Origin of the sequence: Flavobacterium glycines, from assembly GCF_900100165.1 — a bacterium.
GTDB lineage: Bacteria > Bacteroidota > Bacteroidia > Flavobacteriales > Flavobacteriaceae > Flavobacterium > Flavobacterium glycines.
Genome location: NZ_FNEO01000001.1, coordinates 774,669 through 795,257 on the forward strand (window position 1 = coordinate 774,669; position 20,589 = coordinate 795,257).

Below are 20,589 nucleotides of genomic sequence, written 5' to 3' on the forward strand. Positions count from 1 at the left end.
CCTTAATTTCCTTAAATCCTTAATGGTTTAAAAATATTTTGAAGATGTTGTTTATTTACACATCATCATAATCCACATAAATAGTGTCTGATGTTGGGTGCGCCTGACAGCTCAAGATTAAACCTTCGGCAATTTCTTTATCGGTTAGGATAGAGTTTTTCTTCATTTTAGCACTTCCTTCGGTTACACGGCAAAGACAGCTGCTGCAAATTCCGCCCTGGCAGGAATAAGGTGCATCGATTCCCTGTTTTAAAGCTGCTTCAAGGATAGTTTCTTTTTGAGACATTTCGAATGAAGTTTCTTCATCATCCACCATAATAGTGATTTTAGAATGACCGGTTAAATCGGTAATAACTTCCTCATGAGCTGATGCTGTAAAAAGTTCAAACTTAATAGCCGAATCTTTTACGTTTTTCTCTTTTAAAACACCCGATACGGTATCAATCATAGCTTCAGGACCACACAAAAAGAATTTTTCAAATTCTAAGGCTGCGTGTTTGTTGTTCAATGCATAATTCACCACCGATTTGTCTATGCGACCAAACAAAGCATCATCAGCTTTGGCCTGGCTATATACATAATGCACAAAAAAGCGGCTAACATATTGCAAATGCAAGTCGTGTAATTCCTGGTGGAAAATGGTTTCTTCCGGTGATTTATTTCCGTAAACTAAAACAAAGGAACTTTTAGGCTCACTTTTTAAAACCGATTTGATGATAGACATAACCGGAGTGATTCCGCTTCCTGAAACAAAAGCGATATAGTTTTTTTGTTTGTTAGCTTCAGGTTCCAGAGTGAATTTTCCTTCAGGCTTTCCAACTTCGATTACGTCTCCGGCTTTTAATGTTTTATTTGCAAATTGAGAAAATAAACCATTTTTAACCGCTTTAACCGCAATGCGTAACTCTCCGCTTTCAGGCGAAGAACAAATAGAATAAGCGCGACGAATTTCTTTTCCGTCAAGGGTTAATCGAAGATTTACATATTGTCCTGCAATGAATTTATAATTTTCTTTTAATTCTTCAGGCACATTAAAAAGTATAGAAACGGCATTGGCAGTTTCTCTTTTTACCTCTTTTATAAGGAGTTTCAAAAAATTTGGCATGTGTTTTTAATTTTTAGCAAAGATAACAAACGGAATAAGTTCTAAAAATCAAAAAGATTGAAATTTATATACCTAAATTTGTTATGTATAAGAAACTTATGTATGTTTGTTATTCAAAATGAAAGCGATTATGAAAAATTCACAATTATACAAGGGCAGTTTGAACACTATTATCATGAAATTATTAGAAGAAAATGGTAAGATGTATGGTTATGAAATTACTCAAAAAGTAAAAGCTATTACACAAGGAGAATTGAATATTACCGAAGGGGCGCTGTATCCTGCATTACATAAACTGGAAGCCGATGGTTTTCTTGATGTAGAAATTGAAAAAGTAGATAATCGTATGCGAAAGTATTATAAACTAACAGAATCAGGAGAAAAAGAAACCGTAAATCGACTTTCGGAATTGGAAGATTTTATCAGAAACATGCAGAGTTTAGTGAATCCAAAATTAGAATTTTAATTTTCGAGCTATGAAATTAACTAACGAACAAATCGCAATAATTGACCAAACTTTAATGGATAAAGGTGTGGTTTATGAAGAAATTAAACTGGAATTACTGGATCACATTGTAACGGATATTGAATTAGAAACTGAAGAGTCTAATTTTGATGTTGCTTTTTCTAAAGCTATCCTTAAATGGGAAAGAGAATTGGAAGAAATTAATCCTTTGGAAAAAATTGTGACTCCAAGAATAGTAAAAGAAAAATTTTCTAAGATTACTAAAAATCAATTCAAATTTTCTTTACTAGCGGTTGTTATTTTTAGTGTTTTAATGACAGCCATTACAATGTTAGAACCTGAAGAATATGTTTATTATAATTTACATTTGTTTTTTTATTGGGTATTTTCTTTAATATGTTTAATCAACATAATAAATATGTTTTTTATCTGGAAATTAAAAACAATTACAATTTATGGACGTTTTTTTCAAGTATATGTAGGTCATACGGCCTTTAATCTTTATCTGATTTATTCAGGTTTAAACAGACTAAGTGATTTGTCTCGTCATTATAGTTATAAAAGTATTTTTATGAACTTCTTTGAATGGTTTTTTAAGGGTTTCTTCTTTTTTATGGCTGTTTATTTAGTTATGATTGCAATAGAACATTTTAAAACAGTCAAAAAATATAAATTGGTTTGATTTTTTGCAAAAGCTATAAAATCAAGAAGTTAATAGCGTAAAATGAATCCATAGAAAAGAATAGATGTTTAAATTTCTATATTTCAAAAAGAAACGTATTTTTACCAGTCATATACTAAAAAACTTTTTTAAAAGTTTAATGATAAAAACGCCAATCATTGAAAACCAATAAATTTAAATATTCAATTCCCCTGGGGTGTTTGTGTGTTTTGGTAGCCTGTTCTACTAGAAATGATACTTTTTTAGCTCGAAATTCACATGCTTTAAGTACAAAATACAATATTTTATATAACGGACAAATAGGTTTAGACAAAGGTATTAAAGCCATTGCAGCCAGTAATCAGGATGATTTTTGGGAAATCTTAGCTATTGAACCCATGAATGTTGATGGTGATTTAGTGGTTGCGGATACAACAAAAAATGCTGATTTTGCTAAGGCGGAGGAAAAAGCCACCAAAGCCATTCAGAAACACTCCATGAATATTCAGGGAAGAGAGCGTAATTCTCAAATTGATGAAGCTTATTTGTTATTAGGAAAATCCCGTTATTACGACAAACGATTCATTCCGGCATTGGACGCTTTTAACTACATTTTGTATAAATATCCTAACAGCAGCCGAATTGATGAAGCTAAAATTTGGCGTGAAAAAACCAATATGCGTTTAGGTAATGATGCTTTAGTAATTAAAAATATTACTAAAATGCTCAAAGAAACCCATCCTAAAAAACAGGTTATGGCTGATGCCAATGCACTTCTTGCGGCTTCTTTTTTGAATTTGGAAGAAAAAGACAGTGCTATTGTCAAATTAAAGAAAGCGGTCAATTTTAGTACACATAATAATGAAAAAGCCAGATACCGTTTTATTTTGGGACAATTGTACCAGGAAAAAGAAGAAAATGATCAGGCGAGAGCTTATTATGAGGCGGTAATTAAAATGAACCGTAAATCCGACAGGAAATACATGATGCAATCTCAGGCAAGATTAGCGCAGTTGTTTGATTATCAAAACGGAGATAAAGTAGCCTTTGTTGAAAAATATAATAAACTTTTAGAAAACAGGGAAAATCGTCCGTATTTGGATATTTTGAATTACCAAATGGCGGTTTTTTATGATAAAACAGCCAGAGAAGAAAAGGCTATTGAATATTACAATGCCTCTTTAAAGAAAACGCAGTCTAATAATTATTTAATGGCTTCCAATTATAGAAATATTGGAAATATACATTTTAGAAATGCACATTATTTGCAGGCTTCTAAATATTATGACAGTACTTTAGTGAAACTGAATCCTAAAACCAGAGAATTTATTCATATTGAAAAAGTGCGAAAAAATCTGGATGAAGTTATTTTCTATGAAGCCATTGCAGTTAGAAATGATAGTATTTTGAAAGTAGTGGCAATGCCTGAATCAGAAAGGCTTGCTTATTTTCAAGGTCAAATTGAAAAATTTAAAAAGGCAGACGATGCTAAAAAAATCTTAGAAGAAAAAGAAGCTCAAAAACAAAAAAATATTGAGAGAAATAATAAATCAACAACTGACAATGCTCCTTTAGGTGCCAATGGAAAACCGATAGCCGCAGTTCCATTTGCTCCGCCATCGATGGCTAGTCTTCCTGCTGAAGCTGATTTTTATTTTTATAATCCGAATACGGTGTCATTTGGGAAAGTGGCTTTTAAGAAAAATTGGGGTAAACGTACTTTAGGAGGATATTGGAGACTTTCATCTACTGCGGCTTCTAATGCAATTCAGCCTAAAGATACAACACCACTTGCACAACAAGATGTAGTAACCGATTCTATTGTAAAAGAGAAAGAGCTTAATCCAAGATATAATCCTAATTTTTATCTCGATCAATTACCTACTGCAACTACCGCAATTGATAGCATTGCAAAAGAGCGCAATGATGCCTATTATCAGTTGGGCGTTATTTATAAGGAAAAGTTCAAAGAATATGATTTGGCTGCTAAAAAATTAGAGCAGTTATTAGCCAATAAGCCGGAAGAAAAATTAGTGCTTCCTAGTTTGTATCATTTGTATAAAATTTACCAAATTACCAATAATGACAAAGCACAGGAAATTAGAAATAAAATTGTAAGCCTATATCCTGATTCGCGTTATGCACAAATTTTAAATAATGCTAATGTGTTGGTGGAAGAAGGAAGTCCTGACGAAGTTTACAAGAAATTATATCAGCAATATACTAATGAAGAGTTTGAAGCAGTTTTAGGAAAAATAGACGGATTAATCAATCAGTTTTCCGGCGAAGAAGTAGTTTCTAAATTGGAATTGTTAAAAGCAAATACTATTGCAAAACTTAATGGACTATCGGCTTACAAAGTGGCTTTGGAAAATGTAGCCGCTACCTATCCGAATACTGAAGAAGGGAAGAAAGCCAATAGTATTTTGGCAGAACAAATTCCGTTATTGGAAAACATGAATTTTGATTTTAAGGATTCTAAAAATTGGAAAATTCTTTATCCATTAGCGTTGAATGCTGCAAAAGATAAAAAAGCAATTGAGGATAAAATAGTTAAATTCATTCAGGCAGAAAATGCGCAAAAATTAAATTTAGCTTATAATTCTTATGATGCAACCAATGGTTTCGTAATCATTCAAGGCATTACAACACAGGAATATGCTAATAGCGTTGTGAATGTTTTAAAAGAAGATCCAACGTATAAAATTGAAACGCCGGCAATTATTATTTCTAACGAAAATTATAAAATCATTCAGATTAAGAAAAATCTAAATTCGTATTTAGAATCCAAAAAACCATAATGATGTTTACTAAGAAAAAAGAAAAGCCCTATACCGACCTTTTAGGAAAAACCAATAGAATTGTTGAAGGAACTGTCATAAAAGGTGATATTGTTTCGAAAGCTGATTTTAGATTGGATGGCGAATTAATTGGGAATTTTCAGTCTACAGGAAAACTGGTTATTGGTCCTACCGGAAGTGTTACAGGAGATATCAGTTGTAACAATGCTGATATTGAAGGTAAGTTTAATGGGAATATTCAGGTAGCTGAATTGTTGAATATAAAATCCAAAGCAAGTATTCATGGTGAAGCAACTGTGGGAAAATTAGCCGTAGAACCCGGAGCCGATTTTTGTGCTTCCTGCACTATGAAAGAAAATCAAAAGCCTGAAACAAATGGATAAGAAACCTAATAAAAAGAATTCAGCTAAATGGCTGGCTTTGATTAATATTCCTATTCAAATGGGAGTTATCATTTTTTTGTTTGCTTATTTAGGCGACTGGCTTGATGAAAAACATCCGCACCCCAAAATCTACTACAACAAAATATTAGTTATGATAGGCGTGTTCTTAGCATTGTATAATGTAATAAGACAGGTTAATGAAATTAATAAGGATAAAGATTAATTAAAAAAGGTTTTAGGTAAAACAAAAAAAATGTTTTTAAAAAATTATAAAACATATTTCTTTTTAGTCGTTTCATTACTAATAGTTTATGTAATTCATCAGTTGGTTTTTTATATTTTTAAAATTGATCAGCAACTTTTTTATTACAGTCTGGAAAAGTTATACGCTATCTTTTTTTTACTGTCTTTTATTATTATTTCGATTTTATTAAAGATAAAAGAACGCAATTTTGATCAGGTAGGAATGTCGTTTTTGCTATTGACTACTTTTAAAATTGGTTTTTATTATTTGCTGTTGAAACCTATTCTGAAGATTAGGCATTATGATATAACAATAGAGAAGACGAATTTTTTTGTCATGTTTATTGTTTTTTTGGCTATCGAGACAATTGTAACTATAAGAATATTAAGCGAAAAGCCTTAAAATTGAGGCTTTAATGAGAGATTAAAAAAAATATATTTTTATATCCTTTTAGATATTAATAAAAAATGTACCTTTGCGCCAAATTTTAGAAACGTAAATATAACATATTTAGTAATTATGGTGATTTTAAAGAGACCACTTAGATTGATTTTAGTAGCATTTTTAGCGTGTCTTCCATTGGTAAGTTTTGCAAATCAGGAAGTTGATTCGTTACAAGTACATGAAGAAGCAACTCACGAAGTAGCAGCCGAAGGACACCATGAAGGAGGTCATGCTGAGCCAGCTGATTTAAAATCTAAAATTAAAGCTTTTATTAATCACCACGTTTTAGATTCTCATGATTTTTCATTAACTCAGGATGATGAAACAGGAGAAAACTGGGGATTCCCATTGCCGGTTATCTTATGGGATAACGGTTTGCAAATTTTCTCTTCAGCTAAATTCCACCATGGAAAAGAAGTAGCTGAGTCAAATGGTAACTACTATGTATTGAACCATCACGATGGTAAAATCTATAAAACGGATGCTACAGGAACTATTCATGAAAATGAAGAAACAGGACATCCGGATAATATTCGTCCTATCGATTTTTCAATTACTAAAACTGTAGTTTCTATTATTGTTGCTGCAATTTTAATGTTCTTTATTTTTACAGGTTTAGCAAAATCATATGCTAAAAATGGAGGAATTGCTTCAGGTGTGGGACGTTTCTTTGAACCACTTGTAGTATATGTTCGTGACGAAATTGCAATCCCAAACATTGGTGAGAAAAAATACAAAAACTACATGAGTTATTTATTGACCATCTTCTTCTTTGTATTGTTCTTAAATATCTTTGGTTTAACACCACTTGGAATTAACGCTACTGGTAACTTTACGATTACTTTTTCATTAGCGATTTTAACTTTCTTAATTACAAACCTTACTGCTAATAAAGAATATTGGGGACACATTTTCTGGATGCCGGGTGTACCAAAACCAATGCGTATTATTTTAGCACCAATTGAGTTATTAGGTATTTTCATTAAACCTTTCTCATTAATGATTCGTTTGTACGCGAATATTTTTGCAGGTCACATTGTATTGATGAGTATCATCGCTTTAATGTTTATCTTTAAAAGCTGGATTGGAAGTAGTTTATCATTTGGATTAGCATTTGTATTGTCTATCTTAGAGATTTTGGTAGCCTTCTTACAAGCTTATATTTTCACAATGTTATCAGCTCTTTATTTTGGTGCGGCTGTTCAGGAACACCACCACGAAGAAGAAGGGCACCACTAAAATTGTTTAATTGTTATTTGTTTAATCGGGTTAAACGAAAAAACAAATTAACGATTCAACATTAAATTGAATGTTTAATTTTTAATATATATATCATGGAAATTCCACAAATTATTGGAGCTGGATTAATCGTTATCGGAGCAGGTTTAGGTATTGGTAAAATTGGTAGCTCTGCTATGGACGCTATTGCTCGTCAACCAGAAGCTTCAGGAAAAATCCAAACAGCTATGCTTATCGCAGCTGCACTTATTGAAGGTATTGGTTTCGCAGCTTTATTCGCAGCTTAATTAAAACTAAAAAAATCAATAGTTACAACGGTTGGTTGTAACTGTTGATTTTAAAATTAAAACATTACATTGCAGCAATGCAAGAAGATTAAATTTAGAATATAAAACTTAGAATTATATATAATGGAAAAGTTAATTAATCAGTTTGAGTTTGGTTTGTTTTTTTGGCAAGTATTAATATTTGTTGGATTAATATTTTTATTGAAAAAATTCGCTTGGAAACCTATTCTTGATGCAGTTAATGAGAGAGAAGAAGGAATTAAAAATGCATTAGAATCTGCTGAGAATGCAAGAAAAGAAATGCAGGTACTTCAGGCTGATAATCAAAGAATCTTAAACGAAGCAAGAGCAGAGCGTGATGCTATGTTGAAAGAAGCTCGTGAAATGAAAGAGAAGATGATTGCTGATGCAAAAGGTGAAGCTCAGGCACAAGGTGAGAAAATGATTGAGCAGGCTAAAGCAGCAATTAACAGCGAAAAAAATGCAGCTATGGCTGAATTGAAACTACAGGTTTCTACTTTGTCATTGAGTATCGCAGAGAAATTATTGAAAGACGAATTATCTAACACTGAAGCTCAAACTAAATTAGTTGAGAAAATGTTAGGTGACGTAAAGCTAAACTAATATTATGGCAGGTACAAGAGCAGCAATTCGTTACGCAAAAGCGATTCTTAGTATGGCAGACTCTATAGGAGTGGCTAACGAGATTAATAACGATATGGTTTTAATTGCTTCCACTATTAAAGGGAACTCTGAATTAAATGCTTTTATTCAAAGTCCAACTATTAGTGTTGATGTAAAAGAAAATGCACTATTGGAAGTTTTTGCTAATGTCAATGGTGTAACTAAAGGTTTCTTTCATTTATTATTTGAAAATAAAAGATTTGAAATCCTTGAAGCTATTGCAGAAGCATATTCTGAATTATTTGATGAGGCTAATGGTTTAGAAGTAGCTGTAGTAACTACTGCTATTGCTATGGATGCCGGTTTAGAAGCTAAAGTTTTGGCTAAAATAGCATCTTTGTCAGATAAAAAAGTAACAATTAAAAATGTAGTAGATCCTGCAATCATTGGAGGATTTATTCTAAGAATAGGTGATAAGCAATACAATGCTTCAATCGCTAACCGATTACAAGTATTAAAAAGAGAATTAAGTAACTAGTTTTATTGCACATTAAGTGTCTAAATTATAAATTAAGATGGCGGAAATCAAACCTGCTGAAATTTCAGCAATATTAAGAAAGCAAGTAGAAGGTTTTGAATCTGGCGCTACGCTAGAGGAAGTGGGAACTGTACTTCAAGTTGGAGATGGTATTGCTCGTATTTACGGGCTTTCAAATGTACAATACGGAGAGTTAGTAGAATTTGAAAATGGTCTTGAGGCTATTGTATTGAACTTAGAAGAAGATAACGTAGGTGTGGTACTTTTAGGACCATCTACAGGAATCAAAGAAGGTTCTACTGCAAAAAGAACACAACGTATTGCTTCTCTTAAAGTAGGAGAACAAATGGTAGGACGTGTAGTAAACACTTTAGGTCAGCCAATTGATGGAAAAGGACCAATCGGTGGAGAATTATACGAAATGCCATTGGAAAGAAAAGCTCCTGGAGTAGTTTTCCGTCAGCCAGTAACTGAGCCATTACAAACAGGTGTAAAAGCAGTAGATGCTATGATCCCGGTTGGTAGAGGTCAACGTGAGTTGGTTATTGGTGACCGTCAAACAGGTAAATCAACTGTTTGTATCGATACTATCTTAAATCAAAAAGAATTTTATGATGCTGGTAAACCAGTATTCTGTATCTATGTTGCAATTGGACAAAAAGCTTCAACTGTAGCTGGAATTGCAAAAATGTTAGAAGAAAAAGGAGCAATGGCTTATACAGTTATCGTTGCTGCTAATGCTTCTGATCCTGCTCCAATGCAGGTTTATGCGCCTATGGCAGGTGCTGCTATCGGAGAATACTTCAGAGATTCTGGACGTCCGGCTTTAATTGTTTATGATGATTTATCAAAACAAGCTGTTGCTTACCGTGAGGTATCTCTTTTATTAAGAAGACCACCGGGACGTGAGGCTTATCCTGGAGACGTTTTCTACTTACACTCTCGTTTATTAGAGCGTGCTTGTAAAGTTATCGCTGATGATGATATTGCTAAAAACATGAACGATTTACCGGAGTCTATCAAAGGAATCGTTAAAGGTGGTGGTTCATTAACAGCTTTACCAATTATCGAAACTCAGGCTGGTGACGTTTCTGCATATATCCCAACAAACGTAATCTCTATTACTGACGGACAAATTTTCTTAGATGGTGATTTGTTCAACTCTGGGGTTCGTCCTGCTATCAACGTAGGTATTTCTGTATCTCGTGTAGGAGGTAATGCTCAAATTAAATCAATGAAAAAAGTATCTGGTACTTTAAAATTAGACCAGGCTCAATTCCGTGAATTAGAAGCTTTCGCGAAATTTGGTTCTGATTTGGATGCTGTTACTTTAAACGTAATCGAAAAAGGAAAAAGAAACGTTGAAATCCTGAAACAAGGTTTGAACGATCCTTATACTGTTGAAGACCAAGTAGCTATTATCTATGCTGGTTCTAAAAACTTATTGAGAAATGTTCCTGTTGCTAAAGTAAAAGAATTTGAGAAAGATTTCTTGGAATTCATGAATGCTAAACACAGAGCTACTCTTGATGCTTTGAAAGCCGGAAAATTAACAGACGAAATTACAGATGTAATCGAGGCTGTAGCGAAAGAAGTTTCTGCAAAATATAACTAATATTAGTTGATAGTTGTTGGTTGATAGTTTTTAGAGAGAATCTGTCAACCAGCAACAAACAACAAACAACAACAATATAATGGCAAATTTAAAGGAAATCCGTAATAGAATTACTTCCGTTTCATCTACGATGCAAATCACATCGGCGATGAAAATGGTTTCTGCAGCTAAGCTTAAAAAAGCTCAGGATGCAATTACAGCCATGCGCCCTTATGCCGAAAAATTAACGGAATTATTACAAAATCTTTCTGCAACTCTTGAAGGAGGAGTAGGTGAAGAATTCACTACACAACGTGAAATTAAAAAAGTTTTATTAGTAGCGATTACTTCAAACAGAGGTTTATGTGGTGCTTTTAATTCAAATGTAATTAAAGAAGTTAAAAATCGTGCTACATTTTATGCAGGAAAACAAGTTGATGTTTTTGCCATCGGTAAAAAAGGAAATGATGTTTTAAGCAAAACCAATACAGTAATCGATAATCAAAGTACTGTTTTTGATGATTTGACTTTTGATAATGTTGCTGCTATTGCCGAAACATTAACTCAAAAATTTGTTGGTGGTGAGTATGACAGAATCGAATTGATTTACAATCAATTTAAAAATGCCGCTACTCAAATCGTTCAAACAGAACAATTTTTACCATTAGCTCCTGTTAAATCAGATTTAAATGTAGCTGCCGGAGATTATATTTTCGAACCATCAAAAGAAGAAATCGTGTTGACTTTGATTCCTAAATCATTAAAAACACAATTGTACAAAGGAATCCGTGATTCTTTTGCTTCTGAGCACGGTGCGCGTATGACGGCTATGCACAAAGCAACTGATAATGCAACTGCATTGAGAAATCAATTGAAATTAACATATAATAAAGCACGTCAGGCTGCTATTACTAACGAAATCTTAGAGATTGTTGGTGGAGCAGAAGCTTTGAACGCTTAATTGAAAAGTTTATTTTCTTATATAAAAATAGCCGCGTGATTAACGCGGCTATTTTTTTTGTTACAACTGTTTATAAAAAGAATAGAATCACTAAAATCCTACGCTGATTAAACCAAAGATTTAGTTATTTTTGTTTTTTGAAAAGCATTAAGACAATACACTTTGGGTTTATATAAAAATCTTTTTAAACAAACGGCCATTTACGGACTTGCTACGGTGATTCCCAGGATGTTTAGCTTCCTGTTAGTGCCTTTATATACTGATTTGCTTCCCAAAGACGAGTATGGGAAAGTTACCATCATATTTGCATGGATGATTTTTTTCAACGTCATTTTGGCTTATGGAATGGAAACCGCTTTCTTTAGATTTTACAATAAAGAAGAAGATAAACAGTCGGTTGTAGAAACTTCAATGGTTTCTATTTTTTGGACTACTATTATCTTTCTTGTTGCAGCCATTTTGTTCCGAACTACTCTAGCCGATTGGTCCGGAATAGACTCTCAATATATTACGTATTCCATTTGGATTTTGGTTTTGGATGCCTTGGTTATTATTCCTTTTTCAAAATTAAGAGCATTACAAAGACCTATAATGTATGCTATCATTAAAATTGGGAATGTCCTGGTGAATCTTTTACTAAGTGTGCTGTTTTTAGTGTATTTGCCTAAATTATCAGAGCACAATCCAACAGGATTGGTGAGTTCTTTTTATATAGAAAATTTTCAGGTGGGCTATATTTTCTTAGCCAATATTATTGCCAGTTTGTTAACGTTTGTGGTTTTATCGCCGGATTATGTTTTCTTAAAATGGAAAATTGATTTTACTTTATGGAAGCGAATGATGGTATATGGATTACCTATTTTAGTAGCCGGAATCGCTTTTGCCATCAACGAACAATTTGATAAAATTCTATTGTCTAAATTACTGCCAAAAAGTATCGCCGATGATGAAGTAGGGGTTTATTCGGCTTGTTATAAATTAGGCTTGTTTATGGTTTTGTATCGTACGGCTTATACACTTGGGATTGAGCCTTTCTTTTTTAGTCATGCTAAAAATGAAAATGCACCGCAAACTTATGCGATGGTAACGAAGTATTTTGTCATATTCGGTTCATTCATTATGTTAAGTGTGATTGTTTTTGCTGATTTGTTCAAATTCATCATGATTCGTGACGATTCGTATTGGGTGGCTATGAAAGTGGTTCCTTTGATAATTCTGGCCAATTTCTGTTTGGGAATTTATACGAATCTTTCCGTTTGGTACAAGTTGATTGACAAAACCTATGTAGGGGCTTATATTTCTATTGTTGGCGCTATCATTACTTTGATATTAAACTTTTTGTTAATTCCTTCAATGAGTTATGTAGGTTCGGCTATAGCAACATTGGCGGCTTATGGAAGTATGATGCTGATTTCGTATTATATGGGCAATAAATATTATCCAATTCCTTATGATTTTCAAAAAATAGGAGGTTATTTAGGTTTGTCTATTTTGTTTTCCGTAGTTTCCTTTTATTATTTTAGAGAAAATTATTTTGTTGGAATCAGCTTATTATTATTGTTTCTTTATTTTATTTACCATAACGAGAAAGAGACTTTAATGGGTATTCTTAAAACGAAAAGCAAACCGCAACAATAAGCGGTATTTGTTTTTTATAACAATAGTTACAAAATGAAAATAAACATTATCAATAAATCGCAACATGCATTGCCTGACTATGAAACGATAGCTTCAGCAGGAATGGATTTGAGAGCAAATTTAACCGAATCAATCATCTTGCAACCTTTAGAAAGAACGATTGTAAAAACAGGTCTTTTTATCGAATTGCCGATAGGATATGAAGCACAGGTAAGACCCAGAAGCGGACTGGCGGCGAAACACGGAATTACTGTGTTGAACAGCCCTGGAACGGTTGATGCCGATTATCGAGGTGAGATAGGAGTAATATTAGTGAATTTATCCAATCAGGCATTTGAAATTCAAAACGGAGAAAGAATTGCCCAATTAATTATTGCTAAACACGAACGCGCCGAATGGATTGAAGTGGAAGAATTAACTGAAACATCAAGAGGAGCAGGCGGTTTTGGCAGTACCGGGGTGAAATAATTCCTGCGAAAGCAGGAATCTTGTGTTCAATTTAGGAAGCAAAAACAATTCCTGCGAAAGCAGGAATCTTATATTCAATTTAGGAAGCAAAAACAACTTTTTTTGAAAGCAGGAATTTTAAAATAAATTACAGTCTTAAAATGAAATTATGGTTTGTTTATATTATGTCAAATAAACATAAAGGAGTAATTTACATTGGAGTAACAGATAATTTAATAGAACGAGTTAAAGAACATAAACTAAAAGTTTATTCAAATTCTTTTACGGCAAAATATAATTGTGATAAATTAATTTATTTTGAAGAATGGGAAAATGGTTTTGATGCTACAAAAAGAGAAAAACAATTAAAAAAATGGAAAAGAGATTGGAAGGTAAATTTAATAGAAGATATGAATCCAACGTGGTTGGATGTAAGCTTAAATTGGAATTTCAATTTTAATAAAATAAGAGAATAAAGTTTAATTTAAAAGATACCCGCATTCGCGGGCATGAATTATGAAAATAATCGTTCCAATGGCCGGACGTGGTTCACGTCTTCGTCCTCATACATTAACTATTCCTAAACCATTAATTCCGGTTGCCGGAAAACCAATCGTTCATAGATTAGTGGAAGATATTGCCGGAGTTTTGAATCAGGAAATAGAAGAAGTAGCTTTTATTATCCATGAAAGTTTTGGTGAAAAAGTAGAACAGGATTTAATTGCCATTGCCGAAAAATTAGGTGCCAGAGGAACTATTTATTATCAAAATGAAGCTTTAGGAACAGGACATGCTATTATGTGCGCCAAAGATTCGCTTTCAGGTCCTGCGGTAATTGCTTATGCGGATACTTTAATCAGAGCTGATTTTGAATTGGATCCAACAGCTGATTCGGTAATTTGGGTAAAACAAATTGAAAATCCGGAAGCTTTTGGTGTGGTAAAATTAAATGAGAAAAACGAAATCATCGAATTGGTAGAAAAACCCAAAGAATTCGTTAGTGATTTAGCGGTTATCGGAATTTACTATTTCAAAGATATCGCTGTATTAAAACAGGAATTGCAAAATGTTTTAGATAACAATATCCAAAATGGTGGTGAATACCAAATTAACGATGGTATCAAAAACATGATGGCTAATGGCAAAATCTTTAAAACCGGTGAAGTAAGTGCCTGGATGGATTGCGGGAACAAAAATGTAACAGTTGAAACCAATTCACGAATGCTGGCTTTCCTTGCAGAGGATAAAGAAAGTTTAGTTTCTCCAAAAATAAAATTGGAGAATTCTACTATTATTGAGCCTTGTTTTATAGGTGATGATGTGGTATTAATCAATGCAACTGTTGGTCCGAATGTTTCTTTAGGAAATGGCTGCCACGTAATTGACAGCAGTATTAAAAACAGTTTGGTTCAAACGCATGCACATATTAAAAATGCTAATCTGGATAATGCCATGATTGGGAATCACGCCAGCTTTGATGGTAATTTCACAAGTATTAGCATAGGTGATTATTCGGTATTAGAATAATTTAGGACACTAAAACCGTATACTTTTGTCATTTCGACGAAGGAGAAATCACACAAGATGTTTGTTCTCGTTATGTGATTTCTCCTTCGTCGAAATGACACAAAAAAGGACATATAATGTGATTAATTCGGTAAAATGAAAAAGTTTGTTTCTTTAATGATAATGTTGGTTTTGCTATGCAATTCGGCTTTGTCATGGGGACAAACTGAACCCGAAGATATAAAGCCTGATGAAAATAAATTTAAAGATTATTTTTTTGAAGCTTTAAAGCATAAGGCAATTGAAAATTACGATAAAGCTATTGTGGCTTTAGAGCGTTGTTTGAAGATTGATGCTAATAATGCTACGATTTACCATGAATTAGGTAAAAATTATTTGGCTTTAAAAGATTATAAAAACGCCTATGCTGATTTTGAAAAAGCCTATAGTTTAGATCCTAAAAACAAATGGTTTTTAATAGGGATGTATGATGTGGATTATGCGACTAAGGATTATGCAGATGCGGTTAAGGTGATTAATAAACTCATTTCGTTTGATTCAAAATTCAAAGAAGATTTGACTTCTCTATATATGAATATTGGTGAATTTGATAAAGCATTGGCGCTTATCAATGAGTTGAATGAAACGGTTGGAAAATCGGAAAGGAGAGAAAATTATAAAATTCAAATTTTATCTCAGGGGAAATATCAGGATGCTGAAATAACGAATCTTGTTGACCAAATCAATAAATACCCTAAGGTCGAAGAAAATTACATTTCACTGATTTATTTGTATTCCAAAAAGGATGATTTAGAAAAAGTACTGGAAACGGCCCGAAAACTGGAAACGGAAATTCCAAATTCAGAATGGGCGCAGGTGAGTTTGTTTAAAAATTATTTAGTCGCTAATGAGAGTGATAAAGCTATTAAAGCGATGAATATTGTTTTGGGAAGTGCTAAAATTGACAGTAAAATAAAACACCGAATTTTCAATGAGTTTCTCATTTATGTAAATACTCATCCTGAATTTACAGCTGATTTAGACAAAGCCATTTCTTATTTTGATAATGATTCGAATGTGAATGTTGCCAAAGAAATTGGGAAATATTACCATAATAAAAAGCAATGGGATAAGGCTGTAAAATATTATCAATTGGGACTTAAAAAAAGTACCACTCCGGATGTAGAATCCACTTTGCTCCTGATGGATGTTTATACCCAATCTTCGGAGTTTGATAAAATGGCAAAAATGGCCAGTGAGATGTTAGAATTGTATCCGGCACAACCCCAGTTCTATTATTATGCAGGATTAGCTTACAATCAGTTAAAACAGTTTAAAAAAGCTAAGGAAATACTGGAAATAGGCATGGATTATGTAGTAGAGGATATTACATTAGAAATAAATTATAATATTCAGTTAGGAGAAGCATATAATGGATTAGGAGATATTAATAAAAAGGTATTTTACTTTTCTAAAGCCGATCAATTATTAAAAAAACAAAAATAAAATGAAGAAATTCTTAGTATTCTTAGTAGTCATTTTTATGGTTTCCTGTAAGCCCAAAGCCATAGTTACTTCGGCAACCGTTACAGAACCAGTTGATTATATGAAAGCAAGTAAAATAATTGACAATCATTACAGCAATAAAAACGACTTTTCTACATTATACATTAAAGCCAATGCACGTTATGCCGATGACAAACAGGCACAAAATGTAGCCGCCGAAATCAGAATTAAGAAAGACCAGCAAATTTTAGTGAGTCTTCGTTTTCTGGGTATTACAATGGCAAAAGCGTCTATCACGCCTACATCGGTAAGTTATTACGAAAAAGTAAAAGGGACTTATTTTGAAGGTGATTTTAGTGCTTTGAGTCAGTGGTTAGGAACAGATTTGGATTACAGTAAAATCCAAAATATGTTGGTTGGAGAAGCTTTGGACGATTTAAACAAAGGAAAATATACCGAGATTTTAATGGATAATCTGTATCGTTTAGATGATGCTAAAAACGGAAATACAAAAAAAAGTTTTTATTTTAATTCAAATGATTTCAGTGTAAACAAGCAGGAAGTTACTCAGGAAACTGAAAACAGAACCATCCAAATTTCCTATCCGGAAAGAGTGGCTTACAAAGAAGCTAATTTGCCGGCAAGTATTGAGATTAGAACATCTCAAACTAAAGGAAAATCGGAAATTAATTTAAATTACAATTCGGTTTCATTTAACGAAGAACTTTCTTTTCCATATAGTGTTCCTGATGGTTACAAAAGAATATTAATTAAGTAAATTTGCAAAAAAAGAAAATTTTTAAGATGCCAAAATATTTCCTTAGTCTGTTATTTGTTTGCTTGACTTCAGTGATGTGGAGTCAGTCGCAGCAAGAAAAATTAGAACAACGAAAAGCTCAAATTCAAAAAGAGATTAGAGAGAATGAAAAGATGTTGAAAAGTGTCAAATCAAAGGAAAAATCGGCTATGAATGTTTTTTTGATTCAAAAAAATAAAATCAAGCTGAAAGAAACTTTGATTAATACAACCGAAAAGCAAAAAAGACTTTTGGCAGATGATATGTATCGTAATCAACTTCAAATCAATAAGCTCAACAGAGAATTGAATGTACTTAAAGAAGATTACGCTAATAAGATTTTAAATTCATATAAAAGCCGTTCAGAGCAAAGCAGAGCGATGTTTATTCTTTCTTCGGAGAATTTTTTGCAGGCTTATAAAAGAGTTCAATATTTAAAGCAATATACCAGTTTTAGAAAATCGCAGGGTGAGGAGATTTATGCTAAATCAACAGAATTGATTAAGTATAATGAAAAATTAAAAATTCAAAAAATAGAAAAGCAAAAGTTAATTGCCGAGAACGAAAAAGAAAGACAGTCGCTTTTGAAAGAAAAACAAGAGCAGGAAAAATTGGTTAATCAGATTAAAAAAGATAAAAACCGAATTGTTTCTGAAATTCGAAAAAAACAGCGAGAATCTAAAATTATTGATGCTCAAATTAACCGTTTAATTCGTGAAGCCATTGCAGAAGCCAACAGAAAAGCCGCTGCTGAACGCGCTAAAGCGGCTGCTTTAGCCGCTGCCGAAAAATCAAAAACTTCAGCAACCAAAAAAGGTTCGTCTAAAGAAAAAACATCCGCAACAGAAGAGAAGGAAGTTAGAGAGACGGTTTCAAGAGGTCCGGTTTCTTCTTCAAGAATTGAAATGACCCCGGAAGATAAATTAGTTGCCGATAATTTTAGAGCCAATAGGGGTAAATTGCCGTGGCCGGTAGAAAAAGGATTTATTTCTTTAGGGTATGGAGATCAGCCACATCCGGTGTATAACACTTTGGTGGTTCATAATAGCGGGTTGGAAATCACCACTAATGAAGGGGCTAATGCCAGAGCTGTATTTAATGGAGAAGTGGTTCGTGTTCAGGTAATATCTCCTGTCAATAAAGCCGTTTTTATTAAACATGGAGATTATTTTACAGTTTATCAATATTTGAGTTCTGTTTCGGTCTCATCGGGAGACAAGGTAAGTGCAAAACAAAGTATTGGACGCATCAGAACTAATGGAGATACCGGAAAAACAGTATTGAAATTCATCATTTCGCAAAATACCACTTATTTGAACCCTCAGGGTTGGTTAGCGAATTAAAAATAGAATTGAAAATATAAAAGCGAATCGAATGATTCGCTTTTTTTATGTTCTGATTTGAAATTTTCGGAAAAATTATTGCTGTTGTTGTTCGGCGTGATTTAACTGTAATTCAAATTCAACAGAATTTTTTTGTAATTCGACATCGTTGATTTCTTCAAAATGCCTTCCGTCTTCATAACCTATAGAAACAAAAACCGAAAGCGTTTGTTTAGAAATGCCTTTAAAAGTTCCTTTAACAGGTGTACAATCGTTAAAATTCATTCCCACCGATAATTTGACATGATTGTCCATTGTCCAAATATTATTAGTAGGATCAATGCCCAGCCAACCTTGTTTTGGGGTGTAGATTTCAACCCAGGCGTGGGTAGCACCTTCACCTCTAAGACCGCTTTCGTTGGGACAAATATAACCACTTACATATCTTGATGGAATGCCCGCAGTTCTCAGAAGCTGTAAAAGCACATGTGCAAAATCCTGGCAAACACCTTTGCGGTGTCCCAAAATTTCATCTACTGTTGTTTCAATATTTGTAATGCCTTTGGTATAGGTAAAGTTGTTGTAAATGTATTGGCTGCAATCAAAAGCAAGAGCGATGATTGATTTGTTTTCGTAATCAATTTCTTTTAGAATACTATTAATTTCCTCTTGTTTTTCGATGCTTTCCGGAGAACAAAGACGTAACAAATAAATATCGTTGTGCAGGTTTAAATCCTTAGCCTTAGTCTCGTCAATTTCCGGAATTTTTAGCGAATGATTTACGCGAACTAACATTCGTGATTCGATGGTCATTTCATTATGCGCTTCTAATGTATTAAAATTTCCCACTCTGTTGCCATGATAATCGTTGGTGTAAGACACGTTAGGATTTTGTGTAATGGAAAGCTGGTATTGCAATACATCCTGATTTTCAAAATTATGAGGAAACAAACGAATCTCATTGATACTTTCTTTTATGGGTAAATTGTATTTGTATTTGGTAATATGGATAATGTTGAAAACGGCCATTGTTTTTTAGGTATATGAGAAAAATAATTTAGAGAAATCCATTGAAAATTCATTCAACTGATCTTTGGTGTTTTTGAGTACCTGCTCTAATTGATAGTTACTAAGATGATGGTAATCGGTGTATTCAATGTAGCTTTTTAAGCGTCCAAATTGGTTGCGCATGGTGCGGGCTTCCATCAGGTTATTGTTTTTGAAAACACATTCTAAATAGGTTTCGATTAATCCTAAAGTAAATATCACCGAGTGTGCAAAATCAGGATTGAAAATGACATGTTGGATCACTTTGCGATTGTGCGGAATATTACTGTAGCTTTTAAGATATAATTCATAACCGGATAAAGACAATAATAATTTTCGCCAATAGAGTAAATCTTCTTTTCCGTCTAAATTGTATTCAATGGGAGCATAATAGGATTGCGTCATCGAAATAGTTTGTAAGCATCGTTCAATATGTTTGCCAATACTTGAAAAACACCAGCCTAATCCTCTGGGCATAGTAACATGAAAAATCCCATTGTAAAGCAGGAAATCCTTATTCAGTTTGGCTAAAATACTGATGGCTTCGGGCGTTTCAAGACGGCTGGGTAAGTCGGCAGCATTAATGTAATGATACATTGAATTGATGTGCTCCCAAAGTTCTTTAGTAATTTTATCCTGAGAACCTCTGGCATTTTCACGGGCTTTGGTAATTAGATTCCGTACCGAGTTGAGATTTTTGTTGTCGCAAATAACATATTTCAATACAAAATTGGTGTCGTGTTGAAATTCGGCGATGTGTTCCGGAGCTAAATCGGTATAATATTTTAATAAGGGTTTGTATCCCTGGTAATCATTTGTCTCCTGATCAAAAGACATGATGTAAAGCGTATTGAGGGTAAGCAACATCCCATCGGTTCTTTCCATATATCGGTTAAGCCAAAACATTCCGTCGGCTACACGACTGAGCATATTTACTTCCATAGTTATTTTTTTAAGGTTTTAAAAAACAATTTCAAATT

At 33.2% G+C, this 20,589-nt stretch carries 21 protein-coding genes; 18 read left to right on the plus strand and 3 right to left on the minus strand.

All coding sequences use genetic code 11. From position 1 onward, the window contains the following. Positions 1 to 55: 55 nt before the first annotated feature. On the minus strand, positions 56 to 1,105 hold the full coding sequence (locus BLR17_RS02940) for a ferredoxin--NADP reductase (RefSeq protein WP_066327819.1): 1,050 nt from the start codon (positions 1,103 to 1,105) through the stop codon (positions 56 to 58). Positions 1,106 to 1,235: 130 nt separating this feature from the next. Here BLR17_RS02940 and BLR17_RS02945 point away from each other — a divergent pair, with 130 nt between their 5' ends. The 18 genes from BLR17_RS02945 to BLR17_RS03035 all read left to right on the plus strand — a co-directional run bounded on the left by BLR17_RS02945 (position 1,236) and on the right by BLR17_RS03035 (position 18,583). Further along, positions 1,236 to 1,571, plus strand: coding sequence for a PadR family transcriptional regulator (locus BLR17_RS02945; protein WP_026712854.1), 336 nt, complete (start codon positions 1,236 to 1,238; stop codon positions 1,569 to 1,571). Between the two features lie 10 nt (positions 1,572 to 1,581). Beyond that, on the plus strand, positions 1,582 to 2,253 hold the full coding sequence (locus BLR17_RS02950) for a hypothetical protein (RefSeq protein ID WP_066327817.1): 672 nt from the start codon (positions 1,582 to 1,584) through the stop codon (positions 2,251 to 2,253). A gap of 158 nt (positions 2,254 to 2,411) precedes the next feature. After that, on the plus strand, positions 2,412 to 5,033 hold the full coding sequence (porW, locus tag BLR17_RS02955; RefSeq protein ID WP_066327815.1) for a type IX secretion system periplasmic lipoprotein PorW/SprE: 2,622 nt from the start codon (positions 2,412 to 2,414) through the stop codon (positions 5,031 to 5,033). Positions 5,034 to 5,035: 2 nt separating this feature from the next. Further along, the gene (locus BLR17_RS02960) at positions 5,036 to 5,416 is read left to right on the plus strand and encodes a bactofilin family protein (RefSeq protein WP_066328480.1); all 381 of its coding nucleotides are present in this window, start codon (positions 5,036 to 5,038) and stop codon (positions 5,414 to 5,416) included. Further along, positions 5,409 to 5,639: an AtpZ/AtpI family protein gene (locus tag BLR17_RS02965; protein WP_066327813.1), complete on the plus strand. Its 231-nt coding sequence runs from the start codon at positions 5,409 to 5,411 to the stop codon at positions 5,637 to 5,639. The genes BLR17_RS02960 and BLR17_RS02965 overlap by 8 nt, the downstream gene beginning before the upstream one ends. 540 nt (positions 5,640 to 6,179) lie before the next feature. Continuing rightward, positions 6,180 to 7,343, plus strand: coding sequence for a F0F1 ATP synthase subunit A (gene atpB / locus BLR17_RS02975; RefSeq protein WP_066327810.1), 1,164 nt, complete (start codon positions 6,180 to 6,182; stop codon positions 7,341 to 7,343). A 95-nt stretch (positions 7,344 to 7,438) separates the two neighbouring features. Beyond that, positions 7,439 to 7,630, plus strand: a complete 192-nt coding sequence (gene atpE / locus BLR17_RS02980; RefSeq protein ID WP_026712861.1) for an ATP synthase F0 subunit C — start codon at positions 7,439 to 7,441, stop codon at positions 7,628 to 7,630. Positions 7,631 to 7,753: 123 nt separating this feature from the next. After that, positions 7,754 to 8,254, plus strand: coding sequence for a F0F1 ATP synthase subunit B (locus BLR17_RS02985; protein ID WP_066327808.1), 501 nt, complete (start codon positions 7,754 to 7,756; stop codon positions 8,252 to 8,254). Positions 8,255 to 8,258: 4 nt separating this feature from the next. Further along, on the plus strand, positions 8,259 to 8,792 hold the full coding sequence (atpH, locus tag BLR17_RS02990) for an ATP synthase F1 subunit delta (RefSeq protein ID WP_066327805.1): 534 nt from the start codon (positions 8,259 to 8,261) through the stop codon (positions 8,790 to 8,792). Positions 8,793 to 8,829: 37 nt separating this feature from the next. Then, entirely contained in the window at positions 8,830 to 10,407 is a 1,578-nt protein-coding gene (gene atpA, locus BLR17_RS02995; RefSeq protein ID WP_066327803.1) for a F0F1 ATP synthase subunit alpha, read from the plus strand. A 79-nt stretch (positions 10,408 to 10,486) separates the two neighbouring features. Next, complete coding sequence (atpG, locus tag BLR17_RS03000; RefSeq protein WP_026712865.1) at positions 10,487 to 11,347, plus strand: ATP synthase F1 subunit gamma; 861 nt, start codon at positions 10,487 to 10,489, stop codon at positions 11,345 to 11,347. A gap of 162 nt (positions 11,348 to 11,509) precedes the next feature. After that, complete coding sequence (locus BLR17_RS03005) at positions 11,510 to 12,985, plus strand: lipopolysaccharide biosynthesis protein (RefSeq protein WP_066327802.1); 1,476 nt, start codon at positions 11,510 to 11,512, stop codon at positions 12,983 to 12,985. 33 nt (positions 12,986 to 13,018) lie between these two features. Further along, positions 13,019 to 13,453 carry a dUTP diphosphatase gene (gene dut / locus BLR17_RS03010; protein WP_066327800.1) on the plus strand — a complete coding sequence of 145 codons (435 nt, stop codon included), beginning with the start codon at positions 13,019 to 13,021 and terminating at the stop codon, positions 13,451 to 13,453. A 140-nt stretch (positions 13,454 to 13,593) separates the two neighbouring features. Beyond that, complete coding sequence (locus tag BLR17_RS03015; RefSeq protein WP_066327798.1) at positions 13,594 to 13,908, plus strand: GIY-YIG nuclease family protein; 315 nt, start codon at positions 13,594 to 13,596, stop codon at positions 13,906 to 13,908. Between the two features lie 40 nt (positions 13,909 to 13,948). Continuing rightward, complete coding sequence (locus BLR17_RS03020; RefSeq protein WP_066327796.1) at positions 13,949 to 14,959, plus strand: sugar nucleotidyltransferase; 1,011 nt, start codon at positions 13,949 to 13,951, stop codon at positions 14,957 to 14,959. A 135-nt stretch (positions 14,960 to 15,094) separates the two neighbouring features. Then, positions 15,095 to 16,444, plus strand: coding sequence for a tetratricopeptide repeat protein (locus BLR17_RS03025; RefSeq protein ID WP_066327793.1), 1,350 nt, complete (start codon positions 15,095 to 15,097; stop codon positions 16,442 to 16,444). A 1-nt stretch (position 16,445) separates the two neighbouring features. Then, on the plus strand, positions 16,446 to 17,222 hold the full coding sequence (locus BLR17_RS03030; RefSeq protein WP_066327792.1) for a lipoprotein insertase outer membrane protein LolB1: 777 nt from the start codon (positions 16,446 to 16,448) through the stop codon (positions 17,220 to 17,222). A gap of 26 nt (positions 17,223 to 17,248) precedes the next feature. Beyond that, the gene (locus tag BLR17_RS03035) at positions 17,249 to 18,583 is read left to right on the plus strand and encodes a murein hydrolase activator EnvC family protein (protein ID WP_066327788.1); all 1,335 of its coding nucleotides are present in this window, start codon (positions 17,249 to 17,251) and stop codon (positions 18,581 to 18,583) included. Between the two features lie 75 nt (positions 18,584 to 18,658). On the opposite strand, the gene BLR17_RS03040 is transcribed toward BLR17_RS03035, so the two are convergent. Both BLR17_RS03040 and BLR17_RS03045 read right to left on the minus strand, forming a co-directional pair. Then, positions 18,659 to 19,591 (minus strand): transglutaminase family protein, encoded by a 933-nt coding sequence (locus tag BLR17_RS03040; protein ID WP_066327786.1) that lies wholly within the window; start codon positions 19,589 to 19,591, stop codon positions 18,659 to 18,661. 6 nt (positions 19,592 to 19,597) lie between these two features. Beyond that, positions 19,598 to 20,551, minus strand: a complete 954-nt coding sequence (locus BLR17_RS03045; protein ID WP_083189369.1) for an alpha-E domain-containing protein — start codon at positions 20,549 to 20,551, stop codon at positions 19,598 to 19,600. Positions 20,552 to 20,589: the final 38 nt, after the last annotated feature.